This is a genomic window from Streptomyces sp. CB02959, from assembly GCF_002803155.1.
GTDB lineage: Bacteria > Actinomycetota > Actinomycetes > Streptomycetales > Streptomycetaceae > Streptomyces.
In genome coordinates this window covers 1-22134 of record NZ_NNBP01000014.1, presented here as the reverse complement: position 1 = coordinate 22134, position 22134 = coordinate 1, and the positions used below count along the sequence as shown (strand labels likewise).

The window sequence follows — 22134 nt, the reverse complement described above, 5'->3', positions numbered from 1 at the left end:
ACCCGGGCCGCAACTCCTCGTCGGCCCGCCGGGCCGCCCGCGGGCCCGATGGGCCTGCGCCGCAACCCCGTTGGGGCCGGCCCGTGGAACCCCCCGCGCACCGCAGCGATAGGGTCGCGGTCATGACGGCACCGGACCCGACCATTCTCGCCACCTCCGGAGGACACCGGACGGGGGGCCGCACCATGGTGCGGTTCAACTCGCTGGTGCACCACGCGGTCGACCTCTCCGGCGTGCACGGCCGCCGGCCCCGCGTCATGTACGTCGGCACCGCCATCGGGGACGCCGAGCACTTCACCGCCCGGATGACCGAGGCCGCTCGGGTCGCCGGGTTCGATCTGACGCCCCTGCACCTGTTTCCCATGCCCAACCTCGACGACGTCGAGGGCGCGGTGCTCGATCAGGACGTGGTCTGGGTCATGGGCGGCTCGGTGGCGAACCTCCTGGCCGTGTGGCGCGTGCACGGACTGGACCTCGTCATGCGCCGCGCCTGGCAGGCGGGGGTGGTGCTGAGCGGGGTGAGCGCGGGATCCCTCTGCTGGTTCCAGGGCGGCGCCACCGACTCGTTCGGCCCGGAACTGCGCCCGCTCACCAACGCCCTCGGTTTCCTCCCGTATGGGAACGGTGTGCACTACGACGTCGACGAGGGCCGCCGGCCGCTGATCCACCGGCTGGTCGCGGAGGGCACCCTGCCGGTGGCGCACTGCACGGATGACGGGGTGGGGTTGGTCTACCGCGGTACCGAGCTGGTCGAGGCGGTGACCGAAGTCCCGGGCAAGGGCGCGTACCTCGTCACCCGCGACGGCGACTCGGCCGTCGAGGAGCGCATCGAGCCGCGCCGGCTCCCCGCCGTTCCCTAGGTAGGCGACAGGTGGTGCCCCGGTTGGCGTGGGGCTGCCTCTTTCTCGGCAGGTTGACGATCCTGACCGGCGCTGGAAGAGGCTTCCGCGTTCGGGATGTTCTCCATAACACGCCCTAACGCAGGGTTGCGATACCGGCGAGAAAGATGTCTACCCCGACGAGGAACTGCTCGCGATCGTCGTGCTCGCCCAACTGAGTCGCCGCCGCGTGCACAAACGGGTACCGGCCCGGGTCGACCTGCGCCCATTGCGTGGCGGCGTTCTCCAGGAAGGTCTCTCGGTCCGTGTCGCTGCCCGTGCGGAGCCGTGCGTTCGCGGCGTTCTGCGCGGCGACGCCGAGGACATAGTTCACGAGCGTGCCGGCCGCATCGAAGCGCGCTTTTTCCGGAACACCGAGGGCGTCCAGCAGGCGGCCGACGCCCTCGTAGAAGTCCAGCAGCGCGGGCCGCCACGGTTGGCGGGAGAATTCCGCCCCGACCCAGGGGTGGGCGTCGATCGCGTCGAACAGACCGAGGGCGAGGACGCGCAGAGCAGTGCGCGGATCCGCGTCGGCGACCGCGCCCGACATCACGCCGGTGATGACCTCGTCAGCGGCCGTCGCGAGCAGATCACTCTTGTCCGCGACGTGGTGGTAGATCGCCCCGTAGCCGGTGCTCAGGCGCACGGTGAGCGCGCGCAGCGTCAGCGCCTTCTCGCCGCCGCTGTCCAGCATCTCGATCGCGGTCTGGATGATCAGCTCCCTCGACAGGCTGTCCGTCCGCCGCGGAGCCCGCGCAGATCCCTTCACTGTTCTCTTCACCATGACCCCAGCATCGCACGAATGGAGCGTCGATCCAACTTCATGTTAGCGTGAATGGAGTGGCGATCCAAAGAGGGCATCACGACACCCCGCAAGCTAGGAGGACACCATGACGGCACCTGCCACGATCATCGGAGCAGGTCTGGGCGGCCTGACACTGGCCCGTGTACTGCACGTGCACGGCATCCCGGCCACGGTCTACGAGGCGGAGCCCGCGCCGGACGCCCGCCGCCAGGGCGGCCTGCTCGACCTGCACCCCCACAGCGGGCAGGCCGCTCTGGAAGCGGCCGGACTGATCGAGGAGTTCCACAAGCTGATCCTCCCGGGCCGCGAGGCGTACCGGGTCATGAACCAGGCGGGGAACGTGCTGCTCGACCTGCCCGATACCGGAACCGGCGAACGCCCGGAGGCACCGCGTGGCGAACTGCGGCAAATGCTCCTCGACTCCCTGCCCACCGGAACCGTCCGCTGGGGCCACAAGGTCACCGCCGTACAGGCCCTCGGCGACAGCCGCCACCAGGTGGACTTCGCCGACAACACCACCGTGGTCGCGGACCTGCTCATCGGCGCCGACGGCGCCTGGTCGCGCGTACGACCGCTGCTCTCGAAAGCCACTCCGCAGTACTTCGGCGTCTGCAGCGTGGAGACGTTCCTCTCCGACGCAGAAACCCTCCACCCCGCATCCGCGAAGGCGGTCGGAGCCGGCTCGCTGTTCGCGCTCGCACCGGGCAGGGGACTGCTGGCCCACCGTGAAGGCGGCGGAACCCTGCACACCTACGCGCAGCTGAAGAAGCCCCAGGAATGGTTCACCGACTTCGACACCACCGATGCCGCAGCCCTCACCGCACGGGTAGCGAAGGAGTTCGACGGGTGGGCTCCCGCACTCACCGCCCTGATCACCGACAGCAACACCCCGCCGGTCCTGCGCCCCATCTTCACCCTGCCGGCCGGACACCGCTGGGACCGCGTGCCGGGAGTGACCCTGCTCGGCGATGCCGCCCACCTCCGGGCACCGAACGGCGAAGGCGCCAACCTGGCCATGCAGGACGGCGCCGAACTCGGCCGAGCCCTCGCCGCGCACCCCGACGATGCGGAGACCGCGCTCGCCGCGCACGAACAAGCCATGTTCGCCCGCGCCGCCGCTGTGGAAGCGGACGACGACGGCTTCTACACGATCATGATCGACAACCACGCGCCCCACAGCCTGCTCGCCTTGATGACCGGTGCCGAACCAAACGCGTGATCCGCAGTCACGCGTACAGCGACAGGTGGCCCGACGCAGCACCGCCTGGTGCTCTGAAGCGCGGGTCCTCGGCGTCGGCTCAGTCCTCGCGGCCGTCGCCGTCCTCGTCCAGTTCAGGCGCGTCCGGGTCGCGCAGCGGACACAGGGCGCCGGTGGGCGGGTCCGCCCGAATCAGCCGACGCACCCGCCGGGCCGGACCACGAGCCAGCCGACGGAGACAACAGCGGGACGAGCGCGAGGCCCAACCGACGGTCGCGGGCGAGGCCTCGACCTCTTCTCGGAAACCACCGCCTCTGGCACGACGGGCTCGACACACCGGGAGGGTGATTTCCTGGCTACTGAGCTTGTTCCGCTTTGACAGACACCGTTGGTGTGGTGGTCAGGCCGCGAGGGCGGTCTCGTAGTCGGCGGGTGTGCGGTAGCCGACCCAGTCCCGCACCGCGGTCTCGGTCAGGTCGAAGTCCTTGGCGACCTGACCGACCGAGCGGTCACCCCGCCGACACAGCTCGACTGTCTCGGCCTTGAACTCCGGCGTGAACGACCGGCGAGGGCGAGGCTTCGTCTTCCCCATGCTCTCCATGATGGACATCATCCTTCCGGGGCCGAAGCCCCTGATCTCCGATGTCCGCCAAAGCGGATCAAGCCCAGTTGTCAGGGCCCAGCCGGTCGATCACCCACATCCGGAGCATGAAGTCCTGCTGGGCCACCCGCGCGGAGCGTCCCTCGGCGTTGTCGAGCATGCGCCCGTTCGCGAGTAGCGACAGCTTCGCCCACTGGCGGCGGGCTTCTCGGGGACGGCTGGAGTTGTAGGCCTGTCCCTGCGCGGCGACGCGTGCCGTCTCAAGTTGTTGGCCGTGGGCGTCATGGATGAACGTCTGCAGCCGGTCGAGCGTCCACGTGCTCAGATCGCGGCCCGGTTCTTCTTGATGTCCGTCGCTGCTCAAGCCCTCTCCTGGTCGTAGGCACGCCGAGGCTGATAGTGGCCTCCCAGGTCACGCCCAGCCGCCAGGCGATGATGCCGGCGCATGAGCCGGCGACGACCAGCAGGACGACCGGGTTGAGCCTGAGCCAGATGGAGCCGGAGATGACGAGCATCAGCATGAGCACGATGGGCAGGGCCGCCTGGAACAGTGCCGGTGTGCGGCGCGATCTGCGAGGTGGCGACGCCTGTGCAGCGTCCACCGAGAGGGTTTCGGGCATGGGGACGGTACTCCTCGGAGCCGGGCATGCCGGCAGACGGGTACGAGGGGTCTGAAAAAGAGCGTGGGGGAGCGCTGAGAGTGGAGCGGTGAGGGGTGGGGCAGCGGCGTCGGACGTGGTCCTCGGTCGCGTCAGGCGCCGGTGCCCGTCATGGCCGTGATCATCTGCAGCCGTACCCGGTCGAGATGGTGGGCCATGAGTTCGGCGGCACGGTCGGCCTGACCCTCGGCGATGGCCTCCGCGAGTTCCTCGTGGTCGGCCAGCGAGGCGTCGGTGTGCGAGGCGGCCACGTTGTGACGGCTGCGGATCACGATGATCTGCTGGTGCACCCGCGAGACCTGTTCGGTGATGCGGGGGCTGCGTGCCGCCTGGAGCAGTGCCCCGTGGAAGTCGAGGTCGGTGTGGTGGACGAGCTGGCGGCCTGCGGCGAGGGTTTTCCTCGACCGTTCGCATGCACGGCGCAGCGCGGTGACGTCCTTACGGTCGCGCCGTACGGCAGCCAGGCGCGCAGCGGCGGTCTCCAGCGCTGAGCGCAGCTCGAAGAGCGCCACGACCTCGTCCGGCTGGGCCTCGAACACGACGGCGCCCTTGTTGGGGCGGTGCACCAGAAGGCCCTCGCTGACGAGGTACCGGATGGCCTCGCGCAGGGGTCCCCTGCTGATGTTCAGCTCGCGGGCGATCTCGACCTCGTTGATGCGGGTCCCGGAGGGGATCTGGCCGCCGAGGATGCGTTCGCGGAGCGTCTCGGCGATCTGGACGGCAAGGCCGCGCTGGAGCGTGTCGGGCATGGGTGCCTCCCGTCCGTTCGGGGTGACCGTCTGGGGATCGTCGGTCGTCTTCCAGTGTCGACGACTGCCTCGAAGTGTCGACAGATGACAGTGGACAGGGGTGAACCGGGGTCTGTCAATGCCCCGCGCAGGGTCGACGTAGAGCGCGTGCAAGTGATAACTGTTGACAGTTCGAGTCGTCCGGCCGGTCCGGCCGAAGAGTAGGGAGCGCGCTATGCACGCGGTGGTGGCGGAGGTCTGGCGAGGAGACTTCCTTGAGTCGGTGCACCACGGAACGGTCCACGCGGCCGGGCCGGACGGGGAAACCGTGCTGAGCGTCGGCGAAGCGGACCGCGCAATGTATCCCCGGTCGTCCAACAAGCCCATACAGGCGCTCGGCATGGTGCGTGCCGGACTCGACCTGGACGGCGAACTGCTGGCACTGGCATGTGCGAGCCACTCCGGAGAGCCCTTCCACCTCGATGGCGTGCGCAGCATCCTCAAAGGCGCCGGGCTCGGCACGGAAGCCCTGCAGTGCACGGCCGCCCTGCCCATCGGCCAAGCTGCGCTGCACGCGTACCTCGCCGATGGCGGCGTTCCGACCCCGTTGACGATGAACTGCTCGGGCAAGCACGCCGCGATGCTCGCCACCTGCGTCGCAAATGGCTGGGACACGGCGACGTACCTGGATCCGCGCCACCCGCTGCAGCGCGCGCTGTGCGAGACGATCGAGGACCTGGCCGGCGAGAAGGTCGCCGCTACCGGTGTCGACGGCTGCGGGGCGCCCCTGTTCGCCATCGGCTACCGCGGCCTGGCGCGGGCGTTCGCCAAGCTGGCGACCGGCCGGCACGGATCGCTGGAGCGGCGGGTCGCCCAGGCGATGAACACGCACCCTGAATACGTGGGCGGCACGGGGCGGGACGTGACCCGGCTGATGGGCGCAATTCCGGGATCCATCGCCAAGGACGGCGCGGAAGGCGTCTACGCGATGGCACTGCCCGACGGCTCGTCGATCGCCCTGAAGATCGCCGACGGCTCCACCCGGGCCCGCCCCGTCGTCATGATCGCCGCGCTACGCCGGCTCGGCATCGACATCGACGTCGACGCCACCCTCACCGAACTGGCGACAACGCCCGTACTCGGGCACGGGGAACCGGTCGGCGCGGTACGCCCCGCGCAGATCCTGCACACGTAGCCATCACCAAGGGCAGCGCCCCAGAACCCCGCCTCTGATGAGGCAGGGGCAGTCGGCCGGAAGGGCAGTGGTTACCAGAACAGGAGCCGGCCGGTGGCAGCGAGGCGGTCGAGGACTTCGCCGGTGGCGGCGCTGGCCTGCTGGTGGTCGCCGTGGGCGAGATACGCGATCTCAGCTACCACACCGTCTCCGCCCCGACATCCGGCCCGGCATTCTCACTAACGCGCCCGCAACGCACCCACTGGCCACCGTACTTGTCCCGCACCGCTCCCTACTGGCCGGCACCAGCAGGCTCGACCTCGTCGGCCTCCTGCTGGCCGTGCTCGACGATCGCGCGACCTACTGGCACAGCCTCTACCCCTGACGTCCCCATGGAGGCAACCATGCCCCGCGGCCTCGCCAGGATCGGCGACGACTTCCGCGAAGCCCAGCCGGTTCGCGCCTGACTTGTTCCGTAACCGCTTCATGTCGTCTTCGAGCAGCGATCAGGTCTTCCGGCTCCCAGTCCTGGACTCCGGCCCCCGACGTCGCCAATCTGCGTCGGTCATCGCTGGTCGACATCGGCCTTGCCTTGGCGCAGACCCTTCCGGCAACCGGCCACGTCGCTCCTGTCCCAGTCGGCGGCCTGATCCAGCACTGAGGTCACCACCGACCTTCACCTGGCCCACTCGGCTGCCCTCCGGCCTGGCGGCGCCAGAAGAGTCAGGACTGCGGCGGTTTCGCATGGCGGTATCTGCGCTCGCGCCGTCCGTACAGCGCCGCACAGACTGCTGTGCCGAACATCGCTCCGGGTCCCGCGGCCATCACGCCCAGCTTCAGCTCGCTCAGCTGCGGCAGCACGTGGCAGGCGTCCGTGCCCAGTGCGCAGCTGGCGAGGGCGATCTGCTCGGCCCAGCCGACCGTCGCGACGAAGCCGGCGCCGTAGGCGGCGAGAGCGGCTCGCGCGACGGGCCACAGGGCCGGTCCGCGCCCGGCCCACAGGGCGGCCACCAGCTGTGCGGCGCCGACCGAGATCCACACCACCTCCGCGCCTCCCAGCCGCAGCAGTGCCACAGGGGTGAGGAGCACGGAGGCCGCCAGTCCGGTGGGGATGCCGAGCCGCGCCCACAGCCACCCGGGTGGCCTGACCGGACCGGACTCACCGCGTGCGGCGGCAGCCGACGGCCGCCAGGACCACCACCGTCCGGCGACCAGGACCGCACACGCGGTCACGACCGCCAGCGATGCCCAGCCGGTCGTGCCGTGCTGGGTCATGTGCAGGGCGGCCCAGAAGAGCACGACGGCCCCGGGCCAGCCCGGGGCCACGAACGAGGAGGCGTACAGCGTCATGTCGGGGAGATACAGCAGGTACAGCAGTGCGGGCCACGTTCCCACCGCGCAGAGAACCGGTACCGCGCACAGCAGCAGCCGCGGCCTGCGGGCGGCCCTCATCGCCGGGGTCCAGGCCATGGCCACCCTCTCCAGCCAGCACACCACGCCCCAGCCCGCCACAGCGCACAGCGCTGCGTAGGGCAGCACCAGGGAGAGGCCGCGCCCGCCGACCATGGCCGCCGAGGAGGCGAATGTCGGGGAGAAGAGACGGGCCGTGCACAGGCCGAGGCCGAGGCCGATCCCCGCTGTGCGAAGTGCGCGCTTCCGTTGTGCCGAGCAGACTTCTCCGTGGCGCAGTCCGCGCGGATCCGCACCGCGCCACACCGTCGCGGCCACCGCACCGACCAACAGCAAAGTGGCGACGAAGGCGGCGAAGGCCTCGGTCGTCACGCTCGCCCCGGTGCCGCCGCCGAGCGGACCCAGCCCTATCAGGTCGTACAGATAGGCCGTGATCAGTCCGACGGCGAAGAGGTCCAGCGGCGCGATGCGGACGTCCGCACCGGACCGCGCGGCTGCGCGGACGCGCTCGGCGGGGGCGGGATGCACCTTGAGCAGGTGCCGGTAGCCGGGCGCCTCGTCTGCCGCGGTCTGCGATCCGGCCCCGTGGGCGAGGAGGCGCTGCAGCGGCGCTGCGGTCCCGAGCCACTCCACGGCCCGTGCGTCGGCGTCCAGTTCGCGGCTCCTGAGGACCGCGTTGCGCAACAGCACGACGGCTGCCGCCAGGAACAGGCCCCCGAAGCTTCCCATGATCGCTGAGGCGAGCACTGCCGTCGGCATCGGGCCCGTTCCCTCCGGCAGCTGCGCCGTCCTGACGGACGGGGTGAGTATCACGGCGCTGCTCATGCCACCCAGGGTCAGGAACGCCACCAGCGGCCAGCAGGACCTGCCGACGATCAGCGTGAGGAATCCAATGTCCAGATCACGGTTGCGTAAGTGGGCCAGTTCGTGCAGGACCACCGCGTCGAAGGCGCCCGGATCGCGGGAGCAGAGGGTGAGCAGCCCGCTGCTGAGGACCACATGGCGTCTTCCGGCCCGCCCGAAGGCGAGGCCCTGGACCCGCGGGTTGAGCGGCTCGACGAGGAAGGTGACCTGCCCCGCGATCCCTGCCTGCTGCGTCAGGGAGGCCAGCCGGGGCTCCACGTCCGGAGCCACCGCCGCGGACAGTGTCACGTAGCCGCGGCGTCTCTTGCGCCACTCGGGCAACAGCCAGTAAGCCGCCGCGATCGCGAGGACGAACACCGCCACGACCAGAACCGGCAGCAGCGGCCCCAGCCAGGCGCGGGGGTCGTGGCAGTGCGAGGCGTCCACGTCCCCTGCGAAGCCGGGAGCGGCGCCCTGCTCAGACCGATAGCGCGCGCTGTCCTCGACTGCTCGCTGGTGGCACTCGTAGTACGCGATCACCTCCGGCAGCCGCACACTGCTGATCAGCATGCTGGAGGCGAAGGTGGCGAACAGCGTGACCGCATAGGCGGCGACCGCTATCAGCAGGACGAAGCGGATGGTCGTCCCGGTCGGGAAGGTGAGGGCGTAGGGCGGTCCGGGTCTCGGACGCCTCATCGCGCCGCCGCCTCGTCGCCGTCGTCGGTGAGTTGGTCACGACGGCCGGTGAGCGCGGCCGGTGCCCCACTCGTGCCTGGGGCCCCGCTCGCGCCTGTCACCCGTGCCTCGGCCGTGGCCAGTTCCGCGATGATGCCGTCCGCCACGGCCTGCGCCGTCCGTTCCGCGAGCCGCTGACGCAGTGCCGCCTGCATGGCCAGGTCACGCACGTGCGCGAGCTGCTCCGGGGTGAGGGCCGGCAGCGGCTCCGCGCCTTCGCCCTGTGCGTTGCCCCCGCCTTCGTCTCCTCGACGGCGGGCGCGCCAGTGCCGCCACCGAGCCCGCAGCCCCTGCTCGGTGGCGTCGACACCGCGGCGGACGAACTCCTGCACCAGGTGCTCGCTCACCTTCGCTGCCACCGCGAGCACTGCGGTGGTGAGCACGACGGCGGCGCCCTCCAGCCCCAGCCCGAGTGGTTCGGCCCGCCGCATCGCCCGCTCCCGCTGCGTCTCCGAAGCGGCGAGGTAGGCCTGGGCCACCATCGCGAACTGCGGCAGCTCGTCCGGCGCGACGTCCTGAATGGCCCTCCGGGCCAGGAGCACCGTCCAGGTCGGTCTCCCCCGGTCTCCGGCCATGCCGTACCCCCTGCCCCTCGGACTCCGCGGTCCTGCGGCGAAAGATAACCTGCCGAGGCCGCTAAATCCCTACAGCACGGGATACTTCCACTGTCCGTCCACATAACTGCGGATCGTGGACGGCGCCAGGTGCTTCTCGCTCCTCAGGGAGGCCGACCGCTCGTCCATATGGGCCGGCGTCCACTGCCACGGGTACTCGTTCGCGAACTTGCCCGGGACGTGTGCCACGGCAAGCGCGGCACCATCCGCCAGGCGTACCGGGACGGGATGGAAGACCAGCTCGGTGCACTCGACTTGGTCCTCAATGCCATCGTGCTTCGGACGACGCGGTGCATCGACGCGGCCGTCGCCCAACTTCGCGCCGAGGGCCACGAGATCCGGGAGGAGGACATCGCCCGGCTCTCCCCGCTCAAGCATCGCAACCTGAACCTGCTCGGCCGCTACAGCTTCCGGGCCAGCGTCCCGGCCGCTGGCGCCCTGCGCCCTCTGCGCGACCCGGATACGCCCTAGCTCGACGAGGACGACGCGGACTGAAGTGCGCCCTCCCCCTCCAGCGGCAGCGCGATGATGTCCGGCCCGCGAGGAGGATCGGACCGGATCTCGGCGGTAGCGGACTGAGGGCTGAGTTCGGTGCAGGCGTCCTTGCGTTCGCCTAACGGCGGTTTTGCCGGAAGGGACTGCGGCGGTGCCGCACTGTCCGGTGAAGCCGTGGCGAGCTGCTGGTGCTCTCGCGCTTTTGGCCGTCAGGATGGCTGGACTTGGTCGAAGAGGGCGAGGGCTTCGGCGGGGTCCGGGCTCACCAGGCGTTCCAGACCGGCCGTCGTGATCTTCGCCCACCTGCCGGCCCGTGCCCACATCTGTTCCTCGAAGGCGCGGACGGCCTCGTCCAGATCTCCAGAGCCGGTGGCGATGGACTCGGCGAGCTCGGCGCCTTCCAGCATCGCGAGGTTCGCGCCCGCCCCCAGCGGGGGCATCAGATGGGCGGCGTCGCCCAGGAGCGTCACCCCTGGGACGTGGGTCCAGGTGTGGGACACGGGCAGGACATAGAGGGGGCGGTGGACGAAAGCGGGGCCGTGGCGGAGGAGGTCGAGGACGGGAGCGGCCCAGCCGTCGAACAGAGCCAGCAGCCCCGATCGCACGGCCTCGACGTCGGCTGGGTCCAGGTTCGCGTGCCAGTCCAGCGGCGCGCGGAACTGGGCGTACACCTTGACGTGGCCGCCGCTGTTGCGCTGGGCGACGAGAGCCCGGTTCACGCCGTACACAGCCACGGAACCGTCGCCGATCAACCGGGCGAGGTCAGGGTGGCGGGTGTCGACGTCGTCCAGGGAGGTCTCGACGGTGGTGACGCCGGTGTAGTGCGGCGTCACCGACGAGACTGCCGGGCGGGTCCGGGACCAAGCTCCGTCCGCGCCGACTACGAGGTCGAACGTCTCCTGTCGCCCGTCCGCGAAATGGACCAGTACGCCGTCCCGAGTCCCGGGCGCCACCTGGATCACGCTCCGGCCCCACTGGACGTCGAGAGGGCCGAGCAGCAGGTCACGGAGTTGCCCGCGGTCGATCTCGGGATTGGCTCGGTCATCTGGATGGGGTCGCCAGTCGCGCAGGACGGTCCCGTCCGTGTCCAGGATGCGCATGGCCTGCCCTTCGGGGCGAGACAGCGCTTGGAACTCCGCCAGCAGCCCCGCCTTGTCCAGCGCGAGCTGGCCCAGCCCTTCGCGCAGGTCCAGCGTGCCGCCCGGGGGGCGGGCATCGGGAGCGGGATCGCGTTCGAGGACGGCGACGGGGTGGCCATGGCGGTGCAGGACACGGGCGAAGGTAAGGCCGCCAGGACCGCCCCCGACCACTGCGATGCGTTGTCTCATATCGATACACTGTATTGACTCGCTACGATGCATCGCAACAGTACGATGCCCCCATGACTGTGTGGGACCGACCGGAGCCGCCGACTCGCCCCGTGCCGCTCGACCGGGAGCGGATCGTGGCCGCCGCCATCGCGCTGGCCGACGAAGGTGGGTTGGAGGCGGTGTCGTTGCGCAAGGTCGCCGGTCGGCTGAATGCCGGCCCGATGCGGCTGTACGGATACATCTCCACCAAGGAGGAGCTGTTCGACCTCATGGTGGACGAGATCTACGCCGAGATTCTTCCCGAGGAGCAGCCCGGTGACTGGCGGGAGGCGCTGCGCATCCTCGCCCACCGGACCAGGCAGGCAGCTCTCCGCCACGAATGGCTGGCCGACCTGCTCGGCCGCCGCCCGGCCCTGGGCCCGAACGGCCTCGCCGTGACCGAGGCCACGCTGGCAGCCCTCGACGGCCTCACCGACATCGACACCGTCATGCGAGCCGTGGAGACGGTCAGCGCCTACTTCACCGGCGCGATCAGGCGCGAGATCACGAACCTGCGGGCCGAGCGCACCACGGGCCTGTCCAAGCACGACTGGCAGCGCGCCCACGGTCCGCATGTGACAAGAATGCTGGCCACGGGCCGCTTCCCGGCACTGGCCAAGGCCGTCTATGACGGCACCGACGTGGACGCCGAAACATCCTTCACGACCGGCCTGGACTGGGTCCTCGACGCCGTGGACGCCAAACTCACCCGGCCGTCGGCGTGACGCTCAACTCCTCCCGAATGTGAGCGAGGCCGGGGTCGGCGTCCACGGGCCGCACGGGGCGGTGGGCGATGCCCCAGGCGGCCAGGTCCCGGCTGCGCCACAGAAAGCTGGACCGGTCGTTTCACGCCGCGGCGTTGCTGGCGGAATGCCGGATGAAGCCGGTGCCGCTGTTAAGCAGGGCCTCCCAGCCTTTGGATCAGGTGCCGTCCTTGCGGTGGTAGCGGCGGACCAGGCCGTGCACCGTGCCGTCGTGCTCGACCAGCCACGTCTGCCTCTCCGCGTCAACCTCGCGCTGGGTCAGCGTCCAGCCGGCGCCGAGCCGGTTGGACAGGTCGAGGGTCTTCACCCCGTGCCCGCACTCGTACGCGGCACGCTCCTTCCGGCGCGCACCGTGGCACGCGCGGCAGGCGAGCTTGTCGCCGAACAGCGGGTCCTTGGCCTCCCGGGGTTACGGGCGCGGCCGGGGGTGAGCTGCCAGCCGTCGGAGGCCAGGCGCTCGCGTAGCGGCTCGGGCAGGAGCATCGACTCGGCGAGCACGGGCCGGCCGCCGCTGTCGAGTTCGGTGACCGCGGTGGTGCACTGGAGGCACTGCGGGATGTAGACGGTCCGGTAGGAAGCACGGAGCCTCCGCCAACTTGGATCTGCAGGTCAAAGGGCTGGTGTGACGGCCTTCGGGGGTGCTCACGCTGGTCGTGGGCTGCGGTCTGGGGAGTAGATCGTCCGTCAGCGATTGACTTCGAGGCTCGCCAGAACGAGCAGGGCGCGCAGGAGGCGGGTGGCGCGGGCGGGGTCGGTGCGGAGTTTGGTGAGGGTCCGCCAGTTCTTGAGGTGGGCGAAGCCGTGTTCGACAGGCGCGCGTCCGATGGCGAGGACTCGGTTGGCGCCCTTCTGGCCGGGTGTGAGCTTGCGGGTGCGGCTGGCGTGGAAGCCGGTGACGACTACAAGATCGCGTACGTCGCTGTCCAGGCCGCGGAAACCGAGGTCCGCCAGCTCCCCGAGGCCAGCGGCGCGCAGATGGGCCAGGATGTGGTCGTGGCGGGCGGCGGCGTTTGTCGTGGGTGCGGCCTGGCCGGGCGGCGGAGATCCATATCAGGCGGCCGTTTTCGTCGGTCAGTGCGAGGAAGTGCAGTCCGTGGCTGCGGTGTTTGCCGGAGTAGTTGCGCCGGTCGGCTCTTCCGGTGCGGCGCTGAGCGGGGATGAGGGTGCCGTCGATCAGGACGACCTCCCCGCCCCGCTTGGCGATCTGCTTCAGAGCGCGGTCCAGGCGCGGCGCTTGGGCAGCGAGCAGCCCGATCAGCTCGTCGCGCCAGCGGCGGACGGTGGACTCGGACACGTTGTTTTCACCGGCCATGTCGGCCAGGCACTGGTCGTGCCGCAGCACGGCAAGGACGGTTACCGGACATCACAGTTTGCGAATGGACTCCATAGTTTGCGAGCGCCATGGTTGGCGACTCTGCGTGACGGCTCGTGGTGGTGAGCCAGCACTGAAATGTGGTCGGGTAGCCGGGTCACGGCAACGCGATCCGGCTACCCGACCACATTTCAGTGCTGGGAAACTGGCCATAGCTCGTGAAGTGACCATGCGCAGCAGGCGCTTGGCGACGTGGTGTTCGTTGAGCTGGCGGAGCTCGGCAAGGTCTTCGCGGCCGGCGATGCCGCAGGTGTCGTCGAGTCAACGAAGGCCGCCTCGGACACCTACGCGCCGATCGGTGGTGAGGTGATCGCCGTGAACGAGGAGGTGTTCGACAGCCCGGAATTCATCAACGAGGAGCCCTACGAATCTTGGATTTTCAAGCTCAAGCCGACCTGTGGTTGAGCGCGCTACGGGGGTTGAGCAACATCCATGTCAGATCGTGCGCTAAGCCCTCACGGCCCTGATTGGCGCTTTGACCTGGGCTGATCGTACGGCGCAGCCTTCGCGGGTCGATGTTGTCGATCTTCGGAGGACCTGGTGTCGGTCGAGTTCCTGTCGGATCAACAGGCAGCCCAGTACGCGGCGTTTGCACCGGTCACCGGCTCGTAGCCAGTTCCGGCTCGTGCTGCGCCGTCTGGTCGGGCCGGGGAAGGAGGAGCGGCGTGGTCAGGATGAGCAGCCCAGCGGCCGTGAGAGCGGTGCGTGGGCTGGTGACGTCGGCGAGCAGCCCGGCGAGCGCCGTGAGGATCGCGATGGACGCCTGCTGGCCGATCGACCAGGCCGATAGGGTGCGGGCGACGAGATGCTTGGGGGTGTGTTCGAGCCGGTAGGTGGCGAGCACCGGGGTGAACAGGCTCATGTTGATGATGATGGCCAGCTCGACAACCATCACGGTAACAAGGCCAACGACGCCGGGACGGACGAAAACCAGGCCGATCAGCCAGATGGCGCGCAGGGTGCCAACGGTCCGGAAGACCGCGTGCTGGCCGTAGCGGGCCACGACACGGCGGGCCAGCCGGGAGCCGATGAGTCCGCCGACACAGGGCGCGGCGAAGGCGAGGCCGTACTGCCAGGGCGGGAACCCGAGCTGGCGAAGCAGGAGCACGGCCAGCAGCGGCTCGGTGGCCATGATCAGACCGCCGACGAGCATGTTGTTGAGGTAGAGCGCCCGCAAACCGGGGTGCCCCATGAGGTGTCGCCAGCCGTCGAGCAGTGCGCCCGCCCGGACCGGGCTCTTTTCGGTCGTTCGCGGCGCTTCTTCCTGGCCGCGGATCGCGGTGATGCCCAGCGCGGAGAGCAGGTAGCTGAGCGCGTCGGCGACCACGGTGGTGACCGGCCCGAACAGGCCGATCGCTGCCCCGCCCAGTGGTGGCCCTACCGCGATGGAGCTCCAGTTCGTGGACTCGAACCGTGCGTTGGCCACGAGCAGGTCATCCGGCCGGATGAGGGCCTTGAGGTAGGCGCCGCTGGCCGCGTTGAAGGCGATCTTGGCTGCGGCGACCACGGCCGAGATCACGAGCAGCTGGACGAAACTGAGCCATCCGAAGGCGTAGGCCACCGGGATCGTCGCCATGGCTCCGAACCGGGTCAGATCCATCGCGATCATGACCGGGCGCTTGCGCCGGAACTCCACCCACGGCGCGAGTGGCACCGCGATCAGCGCGCCCACCGCAGGCCCCACCGCGGACAGCGCGGACACCTCAGTGGGGCCGGCATGCAACGCCAGGACGGCGATCAGCGGGAATGCCCCGAACCCCAGCCCGGACCCGTAGGCGCTCACCGCATATGCCGCCCACAGCCAGCCGAACTGCCGGCCCAACCGTCTCCTGCCCACCATGCTCAGCGCGCCCCCTCGATGTCTCACTCGAACAACCGACATTGGCCAGTGAGAGCTAAGCGAGCAGCACAACAGCAGGTCAAACAACTACTCTGCCAACAATCCACAACTATCCGTTGTTCACTAAGGTGGACCGACGTGGATCTGGAAGCCGTACGCAGCCGGCGACACCAACAACCTCCCCGCCCGGCATCAGCACGCGAGGGGGTTCCGTCACTCCTACGGCCCTTCCTGAACCGCCATCACGAGGTTCGCCCCCTTCTGCAGGCTGCTCTTGAACAGCTTGCCGAGCACGTCGCCGCACTCCCTCAGAAAGTCAACTACCGCGAACGACGCGATCAGTTCGAAGTCTGACATCTCCCCACAATGGCTTCCTCCTCAGCCGGGACGCTGCGGACAGTTACCCACTGTCACCGACATAGCTCAGGCTCGCAAACTATCGCGTCCAGGACTCGCAAACTGTCGTGTCCAGAAAGACCGACTACCAGCAGAGACGTGCCAGCTGAATCGCAAACTGTGGCGTCCGGTCACAGTTGCTGCTGGCATCTGTGACTGCTCAAGTTAGTTTGCGGTGACCTCCAGTTGTCGCTCTGAGTAGTTGTGACTTAGCCCGTCAGTTGGCCGCTCTGGCGCTCAGCTCGGGCTCTAGCCCTCGTTGCTGTGCCCTCGGCGTACTGTCCTGGCCCTCGAATCCTTGTGCTCACTAGCCGCGCCAGGAGGTGTTCTGATCTCCTGAAACTTGGCCCAGTAGTGGGCCAAGTAGAAGATCTAGGGGGAAAGTTGAAGCAAGTCAGCGCAATCGCCGCATCGCTCGCCTTAGCCGCCGTTCCGATGGTGGGCGCCACCACCGCGTACGCGGACCAGGCCGCGCCGCAGAAGGTGACCACCAAGGGCGTCGGCGCACAGAACGTTCTGTCCTGCACCACCGATACCCCGGACGGGCGTGAGGGGTGGGCTCGGTGCCGTAACAACACCGCCCGGGTCGTGGCCTTCCGGGCCGTGGTGGTGTGCGGGATGGCGCCGGATGTTCACGGGGACTGGGTGACGCTCAACCCTGGCCAGTCCGGCGCATCGGGCAGGAGGTGCGGGATCGCCTCCACAGGCGTGGGCAGTGTCTCGTGGGAAGAGGGCTGACCAGCCCGGGCTGATGTGAGCGCGTGGGGGGCCGGCCTTTGGTCGGGCCCCCACTGCTGTTGGGGGCTGTCCGCAGGGTGGCGAACAATCCTCCCTGTGAGCCCGTTTTCTGCTTTTTGGACTGGATGCGCTGGGGCGCCGCGGCAACGGCGCCCCAGCGTGAAAACCCAGGTGTCCGGACCACGGCCACCCGGCAGTGCCCGCGCGATCAAGCGAAATGTCCCGGCTCCTTTCCGTTTTGGGTGGCCCCAGGTGTCGGGTCGACGTGCAGCCGCAGCGCCCGCGGTGGACCCCGCCCAGCCTCTGGCCGGGCGGGGTCCACGGGCGACTGGCAGCGGAGCAGGGGCTTGCGCACAGTCGAGGCGGTGTTCGCCTGGCTGATTCAGCGCTCCTGGAACAGCGACCGGGTGTGGTCCAGGCTGTACCTGGCGACATCGGTACCCAGCTTGACCCCGGCCTCGTCCGCGAGTCGGGTGTGGATGCCCAGCCAGACCCGCGCGTCGAGGTTCTCCCGCGTGAGCTGGTGCCATGCGGTGTAGGTGCGGACGACGCCTGGCGCGGTGGCGCTGGTCAGGGTGAACGGGGCCGTGCGCGGTCCTACGAGGGCGGTGAGAACGGTTTCCGCCGCGCCTGCGTAGGTGTTGTGGCCGCTGGGGTAGTCCGGGTGCGCCGGGGTGGGGCGCAGTGGGGTCCATGACGGGTCGGCGGGGATCTCGCCGACGCCGGCTCGGATCGCGGTGACAGGGCGCCACAGCTGGTGGGTGTACTTGCTGTCCGAGGTGGCGATCTGGGTGTCCACCAGCGTGGCGTTGGCCAGGGCGACGAGTTCGGCCTGCTTGCGCAGCGGCTGGCGGGAGGTGGCGGCGAGTGCAACGCGCATCGGTTTGGTCCACAGGGTCGGCGAGGAGTCGAACCAGAAGGTGGCCGTGTCGGTCTGCCGCGCGGTGCGTACGGCGCTGTTCAGTGCGCCGAAGTCTCGAACCTCCTTCAGGTCGGTCTGGTACCGCTTGGACGTCGGAGCGGGAGGCGCGGGCAGTCGGAACTGGCTGGCGCTTTTCAGCAGGAAGGGCCGGGCGAACCGGTTGCCGTTCTGGATGGCGGGGGCGAACGCGGGCGGGGTGGGCTGCCAGACACCTGGCGCGGCCGGCGGCACGGTGAAGGGTGCGTTCACCGAGGCCGCATCGAGACCGTCTCCCTCGCGTTCGTGCAGGACCTTCAGCGCCTGGCGTTCGCCAGCTGCAGAGCCCAGGGTCTCGGCCGGGCCGTCGGGGGTCTGGTCCAGGGTCTGCTGGAGAGCGGCATCCAGCTCCGAGGCGCGGGAAGGCACCAGCTCGACCAGGGCGCGGTGCACCGCGGCGGCCAGCGCCGCGTCCTGGTAGTCCCTGCGGTCGACCCCAGACGGCACGTGCTGCAAGGCCCGTGCCGCCGCTATCCAACTGACAGCCCACGTACGGTTGTTGGCCACCGCAGGCAGTGATGGGCCGGCCTTCGCGATCGTGTCAGCTGTGGTGTCGTACCAGGTGAGCGCCACGGAGGGGCGACCGTTCCCAGGCGCAGGGGCGGCGGTGACGCTCGACGCTGGGCCGCAGGCGGCCAGCAGTGCCGTGGAGGCCACCAGGGCCACACGGGTCTTCGGGGAGTTCATGGGAGTAGCTCCTGATATGGGGTGGGCCGGGTGTCGGCCCGTCCGTCTGGCAGTCATGTGTGCCGGACCGGAGGCCCTGCCCGCCGAGCGGGACGCCACTGCGGGCAGAGGCGGTCTTCGGCATGGCCGGGCGTGCGCCGGCAGTGATGTATCCGGGGAACTGGCGAGCCCGGGAAGTGCCCAGGCAGGTCTGCGGCCGGGTGACGGCTGTCCGCAGGGGGCCGCGTACGGAGCTGACGAAGACGGCCGAGACGGCATCGTCAGCTCCGTCTCCTCAGCACCAGCGCGCAGTGCGGCGCACGCGCAGGCGTTCACCTGCCCAGCGGCGGTGCCCTCCTGACCTGGCGGGGATCAGGCGGGGTCGGCGTTGATGTGGAAGGGGACGGTGACGATGTTGGAGGCGACGCCCATCAGAGCCAGGTCCTTGGCGTCGGTCTTCCCGTCGCCGTTGAGGTCCTTCACGACGTTGGGTGCGTCGTTGTAGATGCCGTCGTGGTTGAGGTCGTCGACGACGGCCACGGTCAGGGTGGTGTCGACGTTCTGCCCCGCGATGGGGGCGCCCACGATCCAGGTGTCCCACAGTTCGGTCTTGTGCGGGGTGCGGTTGGTGACGCCGGAGAGGTTGAACAGGTTGGCCAGGTTGGTGCCGGGCCCCGAGAAGCCGGGGAGGGTGCTGTTGGTGGTGGAGTCCAGCACGACCAGTCCGGGGATCTTGTCGTCCTGGCCGGTGGAGAACGTGCCGGGGAAGGGGGCGATGTTGTTGTGCGCGGCCGGGCCGGTGAGCTGGAGCCCGTTGAAGCCGGTCTGGGCCAGGGTCTTGCCCCGGAAGGAGAGCTTCAGGTCCACGAACCAGCCCTTGCCCCCCGCGCCCGCGTTGTCCCGGCTCTTGGGCGCGAGGACCTCCACCTTGACCGGGTGCGTTGCCGTGGAGGCGGGCATGTCCGGGCCTGAGGCGTTCGCGCTGAACAGCCCGGAGGCCGCGACGCCCAGGCCGAGGACCATGGTCGCCCCCGCGCCGAGGGTCCAGCCGAGCTTCTTCTTCCTCATGACGTGATCTCCTGAGTGTTGGGAGGCTTGCGGCCATGTGTACGACCACTTGCGGCACCCGGTTCAGTCCGCAGGTCGACGAGTAATGCTGTGTTGGGTGGCGCACGCCGGGGCTGGTCACGGCCGCGTTCCGGCGGTTCCTTGTCCGTACGGCTCCGGACGAGCTGGCACGCCGACCGCGTGTCAGCACACCCGTGCACACCCCTGCTGCAAAGCGCCGACGGGCCGTTGCCAAACGGACGGCGAGAACCCGAGTCCGTCCGCTGCCGGTAAGTGAACTTAAACTCCTGGCTCGTCGTACACGTAGCCGCAAGGGCACACGATCAGTGCCGTAAGGACACCGGAAGCCGCATGTCGCAGCCGTCCTCGAAGACGGCGCAGCCAGTGCGGTCAGGTATGGAAGTGAGTCGGATGGATCGGATCTGGTTCCGCGCCTCCCCGGGGCGCGGACTGTCCACCGCCTGCAGCCCGGGCCCGGCGATGCTTCGAGCGACCCCAGCCTGCGAGACGAGGACATCGAGCGTGACGCCGGACGAGCAGTTGATGACTGCGTTGTACACCGAGCACCACGATGTGCTGCTCTCCTTCGTGCGCAGGTATGTGCGCAGTCCTGAGCAGGCGGAGGACGTCGTGCAGGAGACGCTGCTGCGGGCGTGGCGCAGCATCGGCAAGATCGAGCCAAGCCACGTCACCATCCGCTCGTATCTCTTTACGATCGCCCGCAACGTGCTCACCGACGGCTGGCGCGCTGAGCAGCGACGTCCGGAACCGCTCTACGACGACGAGGCACTCGCGGCCATACCTTCTGCCGATGATGTGGAGGCGGCACTGGAGGGGCACGTGATCACCGCAGCGCTGGAACGCTTGTCCAGCGAGCATCGTGACGTGATCCAGGCGCTGTACTTCGAGGGGCTGACCGTCGCCGAGTCCGCGTCACGGCTCACGATCCCGCAGGGGACGGTCAAGTCCCGCGCTTACTACGCCGTACGCAACCTGCGCGCAGCCTTTGAAGAAATGGGAGTTCTGCGGTGAGCACCGACCACGAAGACGTGCGCATGCTGATCGGCGCGTATGTGCTGGGCGGTCTCAGCGAGACCGACCGCCGCGTCCTGGAGTCCCACCTGCCCACGTGCCAGGAATGCCGTGACGAGCTCGCGCGCTCGGCCCCGCTGGCGGGACTGCTGCGCCGTTCCCCGGGCATGTCCGTGCCCCGTCTCCAAGCCACACGCGAGGCCGACACCGATGCGGCGCCCCCGGCTTCGCCGGCCGGGCTCGGCCGTCTGCTGGAGCAGGTCCGCGCCGCCGATGTCGCACGCAGGCGCCGGGCTCGTCGGCAGTGGCTGGCGTTGGCTGCGGCCCTGATCGTGGTTGCCGGGCTCGGACTGGGGTCGATGCTGTCGTTCCGGAACTCGGCCGACCCGGCCACGGCCTTCACCTCAGCCGCCGGGTACTCCGTGTCCGGCCGTGCCACGCTCACGGCCAAGCCCTGGGGCACTGCGGTGAGCGTCACGCTGGCCGACCTGCCCGCAGGAGCACCGGGACCCTTCGTCCTCCAGGTCTCCTCGGTAGACGGCCGCAAGGAGCAGGCGGCCACCTGGGCGCTCACTCCCAACGGCAGCGCCGCCGTGACGGGGGCGAGTGCCCTGCACCTTCCCGATATTCGATCCATCTCCGTGATGGACCATGCGGGACACCTGGTCGCCACGACCCGACCATTGTGACCTGCCTCGACCACCATCCCGCGGACCGCTCCACTGTCGGGCCCACGGGATGGTCCGGCCTGCCGCGGCTACGCCCCGATGCCAGTTCGGCTCGCCGGCACCGCAAGCCTGGCCCGAGCCCCACACCGGCCAAGAAGATCGACAGGAGAGAATCGAGGTCGGTGGACCCTCAGGGCCGGTGGACGTTCGTCTCTGCGGGCCTGATCCCGACGCCGGAGCAAGCCCCCGGATCAGACCGAACCCGTACACCACTTCCCAGGACCAACTCGACATGGTGGCGCAGGCCAACGTCGTCCCCACCAACTTTGCGCATTCGCACAAGCCTTGACGGTTTTCCCACCTGTCACTATGTGCCGCAGGAATTTCGCACACAGCCTGTCCGAACTGCTGCACAACACGGTGCGGTTGGGGGAACCGGGGATCGCTCTCGGAGTCCACGCCGACGGCAAGCTGGTTGAAAAAAGGGAACCCTCTCTGTGTTCAACTTCAAGCCCCCGCGTCGCCGTACCGCCGCCCGCACCGCTGCCGTCGGTGCTCTCGCCGCTGCGGCCTGCGTCACCGTCATGGCCGGCAGCGCAGGAGCCATCGTCAACGGGTCGGACTCCACCGAGAAGTACCCGTTCATGGCGACCATCCCGGAGTCGGCGCCGGAGCAGGGTCTGATCGATGGGAACTGTGGGGCGTCGCTGATCGATCGGCAGTGGGTGCTGACGGCGGCTCACTGCCTGAAGGTCGAGGGGCTCAAGCTGGACGGCAGAGTGCGGGTCGGCAGCGACCACCGCAAGTCCGGCGGCACCGTCCGGAAGATCGACCGGACCTTCGTCCACCCCGGCTATGTCAACGGCGACAACAAGGCCGCCAACAAGGACGACATCGCGCTGATACGCCTGGACCGCCCGGTCGCCCAGCAACCCATCAAGATCGCCGAGCAGGCGGGGCGGCCCGGCATGTCCCTCCCCTCGTAGCGTGGAGTCCGTGATTGCAGGGGAAGTTGGAGTTCATGGGGTCCAAGCAACGGACGTACACGCCTGAGTTTCGTGAGGGCGCTGTACGCATCGTGATCGAGACGGGCAGGCCGATCCCGGAGGTCGCCGAGGAACTCGGCGTCCACTCCGGCACGCT

At 69.3% G+C, this 22134-nt stretch carries 22 protein-coding genes and 5 pseudogenes; 12 read left to right on the top strand and 15 right to left on the bottom strand.

What is annotated here, in order from left to right; translation table 11 throughout:
• The first annotated feature begins 122 nt into the window (after positions 1–122).
• Entirely contained in the window at positions 123–860 is a 738-nt protein-coding gene (locus CG747_RS22610; RefSeq protein ID WP_100603626.1) for a peptidase E, read from the top strand.
• A 115-nt stretch (positions 861–975) separates the two neighbouring features.
• Here the strand turns inward: CG747_RS22610 and CG747_RS22605 are convergent, their stop codons facing one another.
• Positions 976–1662 carry a TetR/AcrR family transcriptional regulator gene (locus tag CG747_RS22605; RefSeq protein WP_100603625.1) on the bottom strand — a complete coding sequence of 229 codons (687 nt, stop codon included), beginning with the start codon at positions 1660–1662 and terminating at the stop codon, positions 976–978.
• A 106-nt stretch (positions 1663–1768) separates the two neighbouring features.
• Here CG747_RS22605 and CG747_RS22600 point away from each other — a divergent pair, with 106 nt between their 5' ends.
• Positions 1769–2902, top strand: coding sequence for an NAD(P)/FAD-dependent oxidoreductase (locus tag CG747_RS22600; RefSeq protein WP_100603624.1), 1134 nt, complete (start codon positions 1769–1771; stop codon positions 2900–2902).
• A 424-nt stretch (positions 2903–3326) separates the two neighbouring features.
• Here CG747_RS22600 and CG747_RS22595 read toward each other — a convergent pair.
• The 3 genes and pseudogenes from CG747_RS22595 to CG747_RS22580 all read right to left on the bottom strand — a co-directional run.
• A pseudogene (locus CG747_RS22595) lies at positions 3327–3473 on the bottom strand (transposase); the annotation flags it as partial.
• Positions 3474–3540: 67 nt separating this feature from the next.
• Positions 3541–3846: a hypothetical protein gene (locus tag CG747_RS22590; RefSeq protein WP_100603622.1), complete on the bottom strand. Its 306-nt coding sequence runs from the start codon at positions 3844–3846 to the stop codon at positions 3541–3543.
• A gap of 387 nt (positions 3847–4233) precedes the next feature.
• Positions 4234–4890 carry a GntR family transcriptional regulator gene (locus CG747_RS22580; protein WP_100603620.1) on the bottom strand — a complete coding sequence of 219 codons (657 nt, stop codon included), beginning with the start codon at positions 4888–4890 and terminating at the stop codon, positions 4234–4236.
• Positions 4891–5104: 214 nt separating this feature from the next.
• On the opposite strand from CG747_RS22580, the gene CG747_RS22575 reads away from it, so the two are divergent.
• Positions 5105–6064, top strand: coding sequence for an asparaginase (locus tag CG747_RS22575; protein WP_100603619.1), 960 nt, complete (start codon positions 5105–5107; stop codon positions 6062–6064).
• Between the two features lie 508 nt (positions 6065–6572).
• Positions 6573–6704: pseudogene (locus CG747_RS49710) on the top strand (NUDIX hydrolase); the annotation flags it as partial.
• Positions 6705–6766: 62 nt separating this feature from the next.
• On the opposite strand, the gene CG747_RS22565 reads toward CG747_RS49710, so the two are convergent.
• From CG747_RS22565 to CG747_RS48195, 3 genes are all read right to left on the bottom strand, one after another.
• Positions 6767–8992, bottom strand: coding sequence for a M48 family metallopeptidase (locus CG747_RS22565; protein WP_100603618.1), 2226 nt, complete (start codon positions 8990–8992; stop codon positions 6767–6769).
• Positions 8989–9606: a hypothetical protein gene (locus tag CG747_RS22560; RefSeq protein ID WP_100603617.1), complete on the bottom strand. Its 618-nt coding sequence runs from the start codon at positions 9604–9606 to the stop codon at positions 8989–8991. Before CG747_RS22560 ends, CG747_RS22565 begins: the two co-directional genes overlap by 4 nt.
• A 69-nt stretch (positions 9607–9675) precedes the next feature.
• Positions 9676–9834, bottom strand: a complete 159-nt coding sequence (locus tag CG747_RS48195; RefSeq protein WP_257980662.1) for a hypothetical protein — start codon at positions 9832–9834, stop codon at positions 9676–9678.
• Between CG747_RS48195 and CG747_RS22555 the strand changes: the two are divergent.
• Positions 9811–10116, top strand: a pseudogene (locus tag CG747_RS22555) (Tn3 family transposase); the annotation flags it as partial. The gene CG747_RS48195 and the pseudogene CG747_RS22555 overlap by 24 nt on opposite strands.
• 233 nt (positions 10117–10349) lie before the next feature.
• On the opposite strand, the gene CG747_RS22550 reads toward CG747_RS22555, so the two are convergent.
• On the bottom strand, positions 10350–11468 hold the full coding sequence (locus tag CG747_RS22550) for an NAD(P)/FAD-dependent oxidoreductase (protein ID WP_100603616.1): 1119 nt from the start codon (positions 11466–11468) through the stop codon (positions 10350–10352).
• 53 nt (positions 11469–11521) lie between these two features.
• On the opposite strand from CG747_RS22550, the gene CG747_RS22545 reads away from it, so the two are divergent.
• Positions 11522–12214: a TetR/AcrR family transcriptional regulator gene (locus tag CG747_RS22545; RefSeq protein ID WP_100603615.1), complete on the top strand. Its 693-nt coding sequence runs from the start codon at positions 11522–11524 to the stop codon at positions 12212–12214.
• A 196-nt stretch (positions 12215–12410) separates the two neighbouring features.
• Here the strand turns inward: CG747_RS22545 and CG747_RS48190 are convergent, their stop codons facing one another.
• The 3 genes and pseudogenes from CG747_RS48190 to CG747_RS49705 form a co-directional block, all read right to left on the bottom strand.
• Entirely contained in the window at positions 12411–12560 is a 150-nt protein-coding gene (locus CG747_RS48190) for a hypothetical protein (protein ID WP_180985664.1), read from the bottom strand.
• Between the two features lie 377 nt (positions 12561–12937).
• On the bottom strand, positions 12938–13204 hold the full coding sequence (locus CG747_RS48185) for a transposase family protein (protein ID WP_257980657.1): 267 nt from the start codon (positions 13202–13204) through the stop codon (positions 12938–12940).
• A 115-nt stretch (positions 13205–13319) separates the two neighbouring features.
• A pseudogene (locus CG747_RS49705) lies at positions 13320–13565 on the bottom strand (IS5/IS1182 family transposase); the annotation flags it as partial.
• A gap of 234 nt (positions 13566–13799) precedes the next feature.
• On the opposite strand from CG747_RS49705, the pseudogene CG747_RS22535 reads away from it, so the two are divergent.
• Positions 13800–14030, top strand: a pseudogene (locus tag CG747_RS22535) (glycine cleavage system protein H); the annotation flags it as partial.
• A gap of 193 nt (positions 14031–14223) precedes the next feature.
• Here the strand turns inward: CG747_RS22535 and CG747_RS22530 are convergent.
• Positions 14224–15465, bottom strand: a complete 1242-nt coding sequence (locus CG747_RS22530; RefSeq protein WP_100603613.1) for an MFS transporter — start codon at positions 15463–15465, stop codon at positions 14224–14226.
• A 219-nt stretch (positions 15466–15684) separates the two neighbouring features.
• A complete protein-coding gene (locus CG747_RS48175) occupies positions 15685–15822 on the bottom strand; it encodes a hypothetical protein (RefSeq protein ID WP_180985663.1) in 138 nt (45 codons plus the stop codon).
• A gap of 423 nt (positions 15823–16245) precedes the next feature.
• Here CG747_RS48175 and CG747_RS22525 point away from each other — a divergent pair, with 423 nt between their 5' ends.
• A complete protein-coding gene (locus tag CG747_RS22525) occupies positions 16246–16599 on the top strand; it encodes a hypothetical protein (protein WP_100603792.1) in 354 nt (117 codons plus the stop codon).
• A gap of 382 nt (positions 16600–16981) precedes the next feature.
• On the opposite strand, the gene CG747_RS22520 is transcribed toward CG747_RS22525, so the two are convergent.
• A complete protein-coding gene (locus tag CG747_RS22520) occupies positions 16982–18244 on the bottom strand; it encodes a vanadium-dependent haloperoxidase (RefSeq protein ID WP_100603612.1) in 1263 nt (420 codons plus the stop codon).
• Positions 18245–18595: 351 nt separating this feature from the next.
• Entirely contained in the window at positions 18596–19291 is a 696-nt protein-coding gene (locus tag CG747_RS22515) for a hypothetical protein (RefSeq protein ID WP_100603611.1), read from the bottom strand.
• 522 nt (positions 19292–19813) lie between these two features.
• On the opposite strand from CG747_RS22515, the gene CG747_RS22510 reads away from it, so the two are divergent.
• The 4 genes from CG747_RS22510 to CG747_RS22495 all read left to right on the top strand — a co-directional run.
• Positions 19814–20323, top strand: coding sequence for a sigma-70 family RNA polymerase sigma factor (locus tag CG747_RS22510; RefSeq protein ID WP_219621515.1), 510 nt, complete (start codon positions 19814–19816; stop codon positions 20321–20323).
• Complete coding sequence (locus CG747_RS22505; RefSeq protein WP_100603610.1) at positions 20320–21012, top strand: zf-HC2 domain-containing protein; 693 nt, start codon at positions 20320–20322, stop codon at positions 21010–21012. The genes CG747_RS22510 and CG747_RS22505 overlap by 4 nt, the downstream gene beginning before the upstream one ends.
• Positions 21013–21488: 476 nt before the next feature.
• Positions 21489–21977: a trypsin-like serine protease gene (locus tag CG747_RS22500; protein WP_257980637.1), complete on the top strand. Its 489-nt coding sequence runs from the start codon at positions 21489–21491 to the stop codon at positions 21975–21977.
• Between the two features lie 35 nt (positions 21978–22012).
• Positions 22013–22134: transposase (locus CG747_RS22495; protein ID WP_146022132.1), on the top strand; the 122-nt coding region annotated here is incomplete at its 3' end.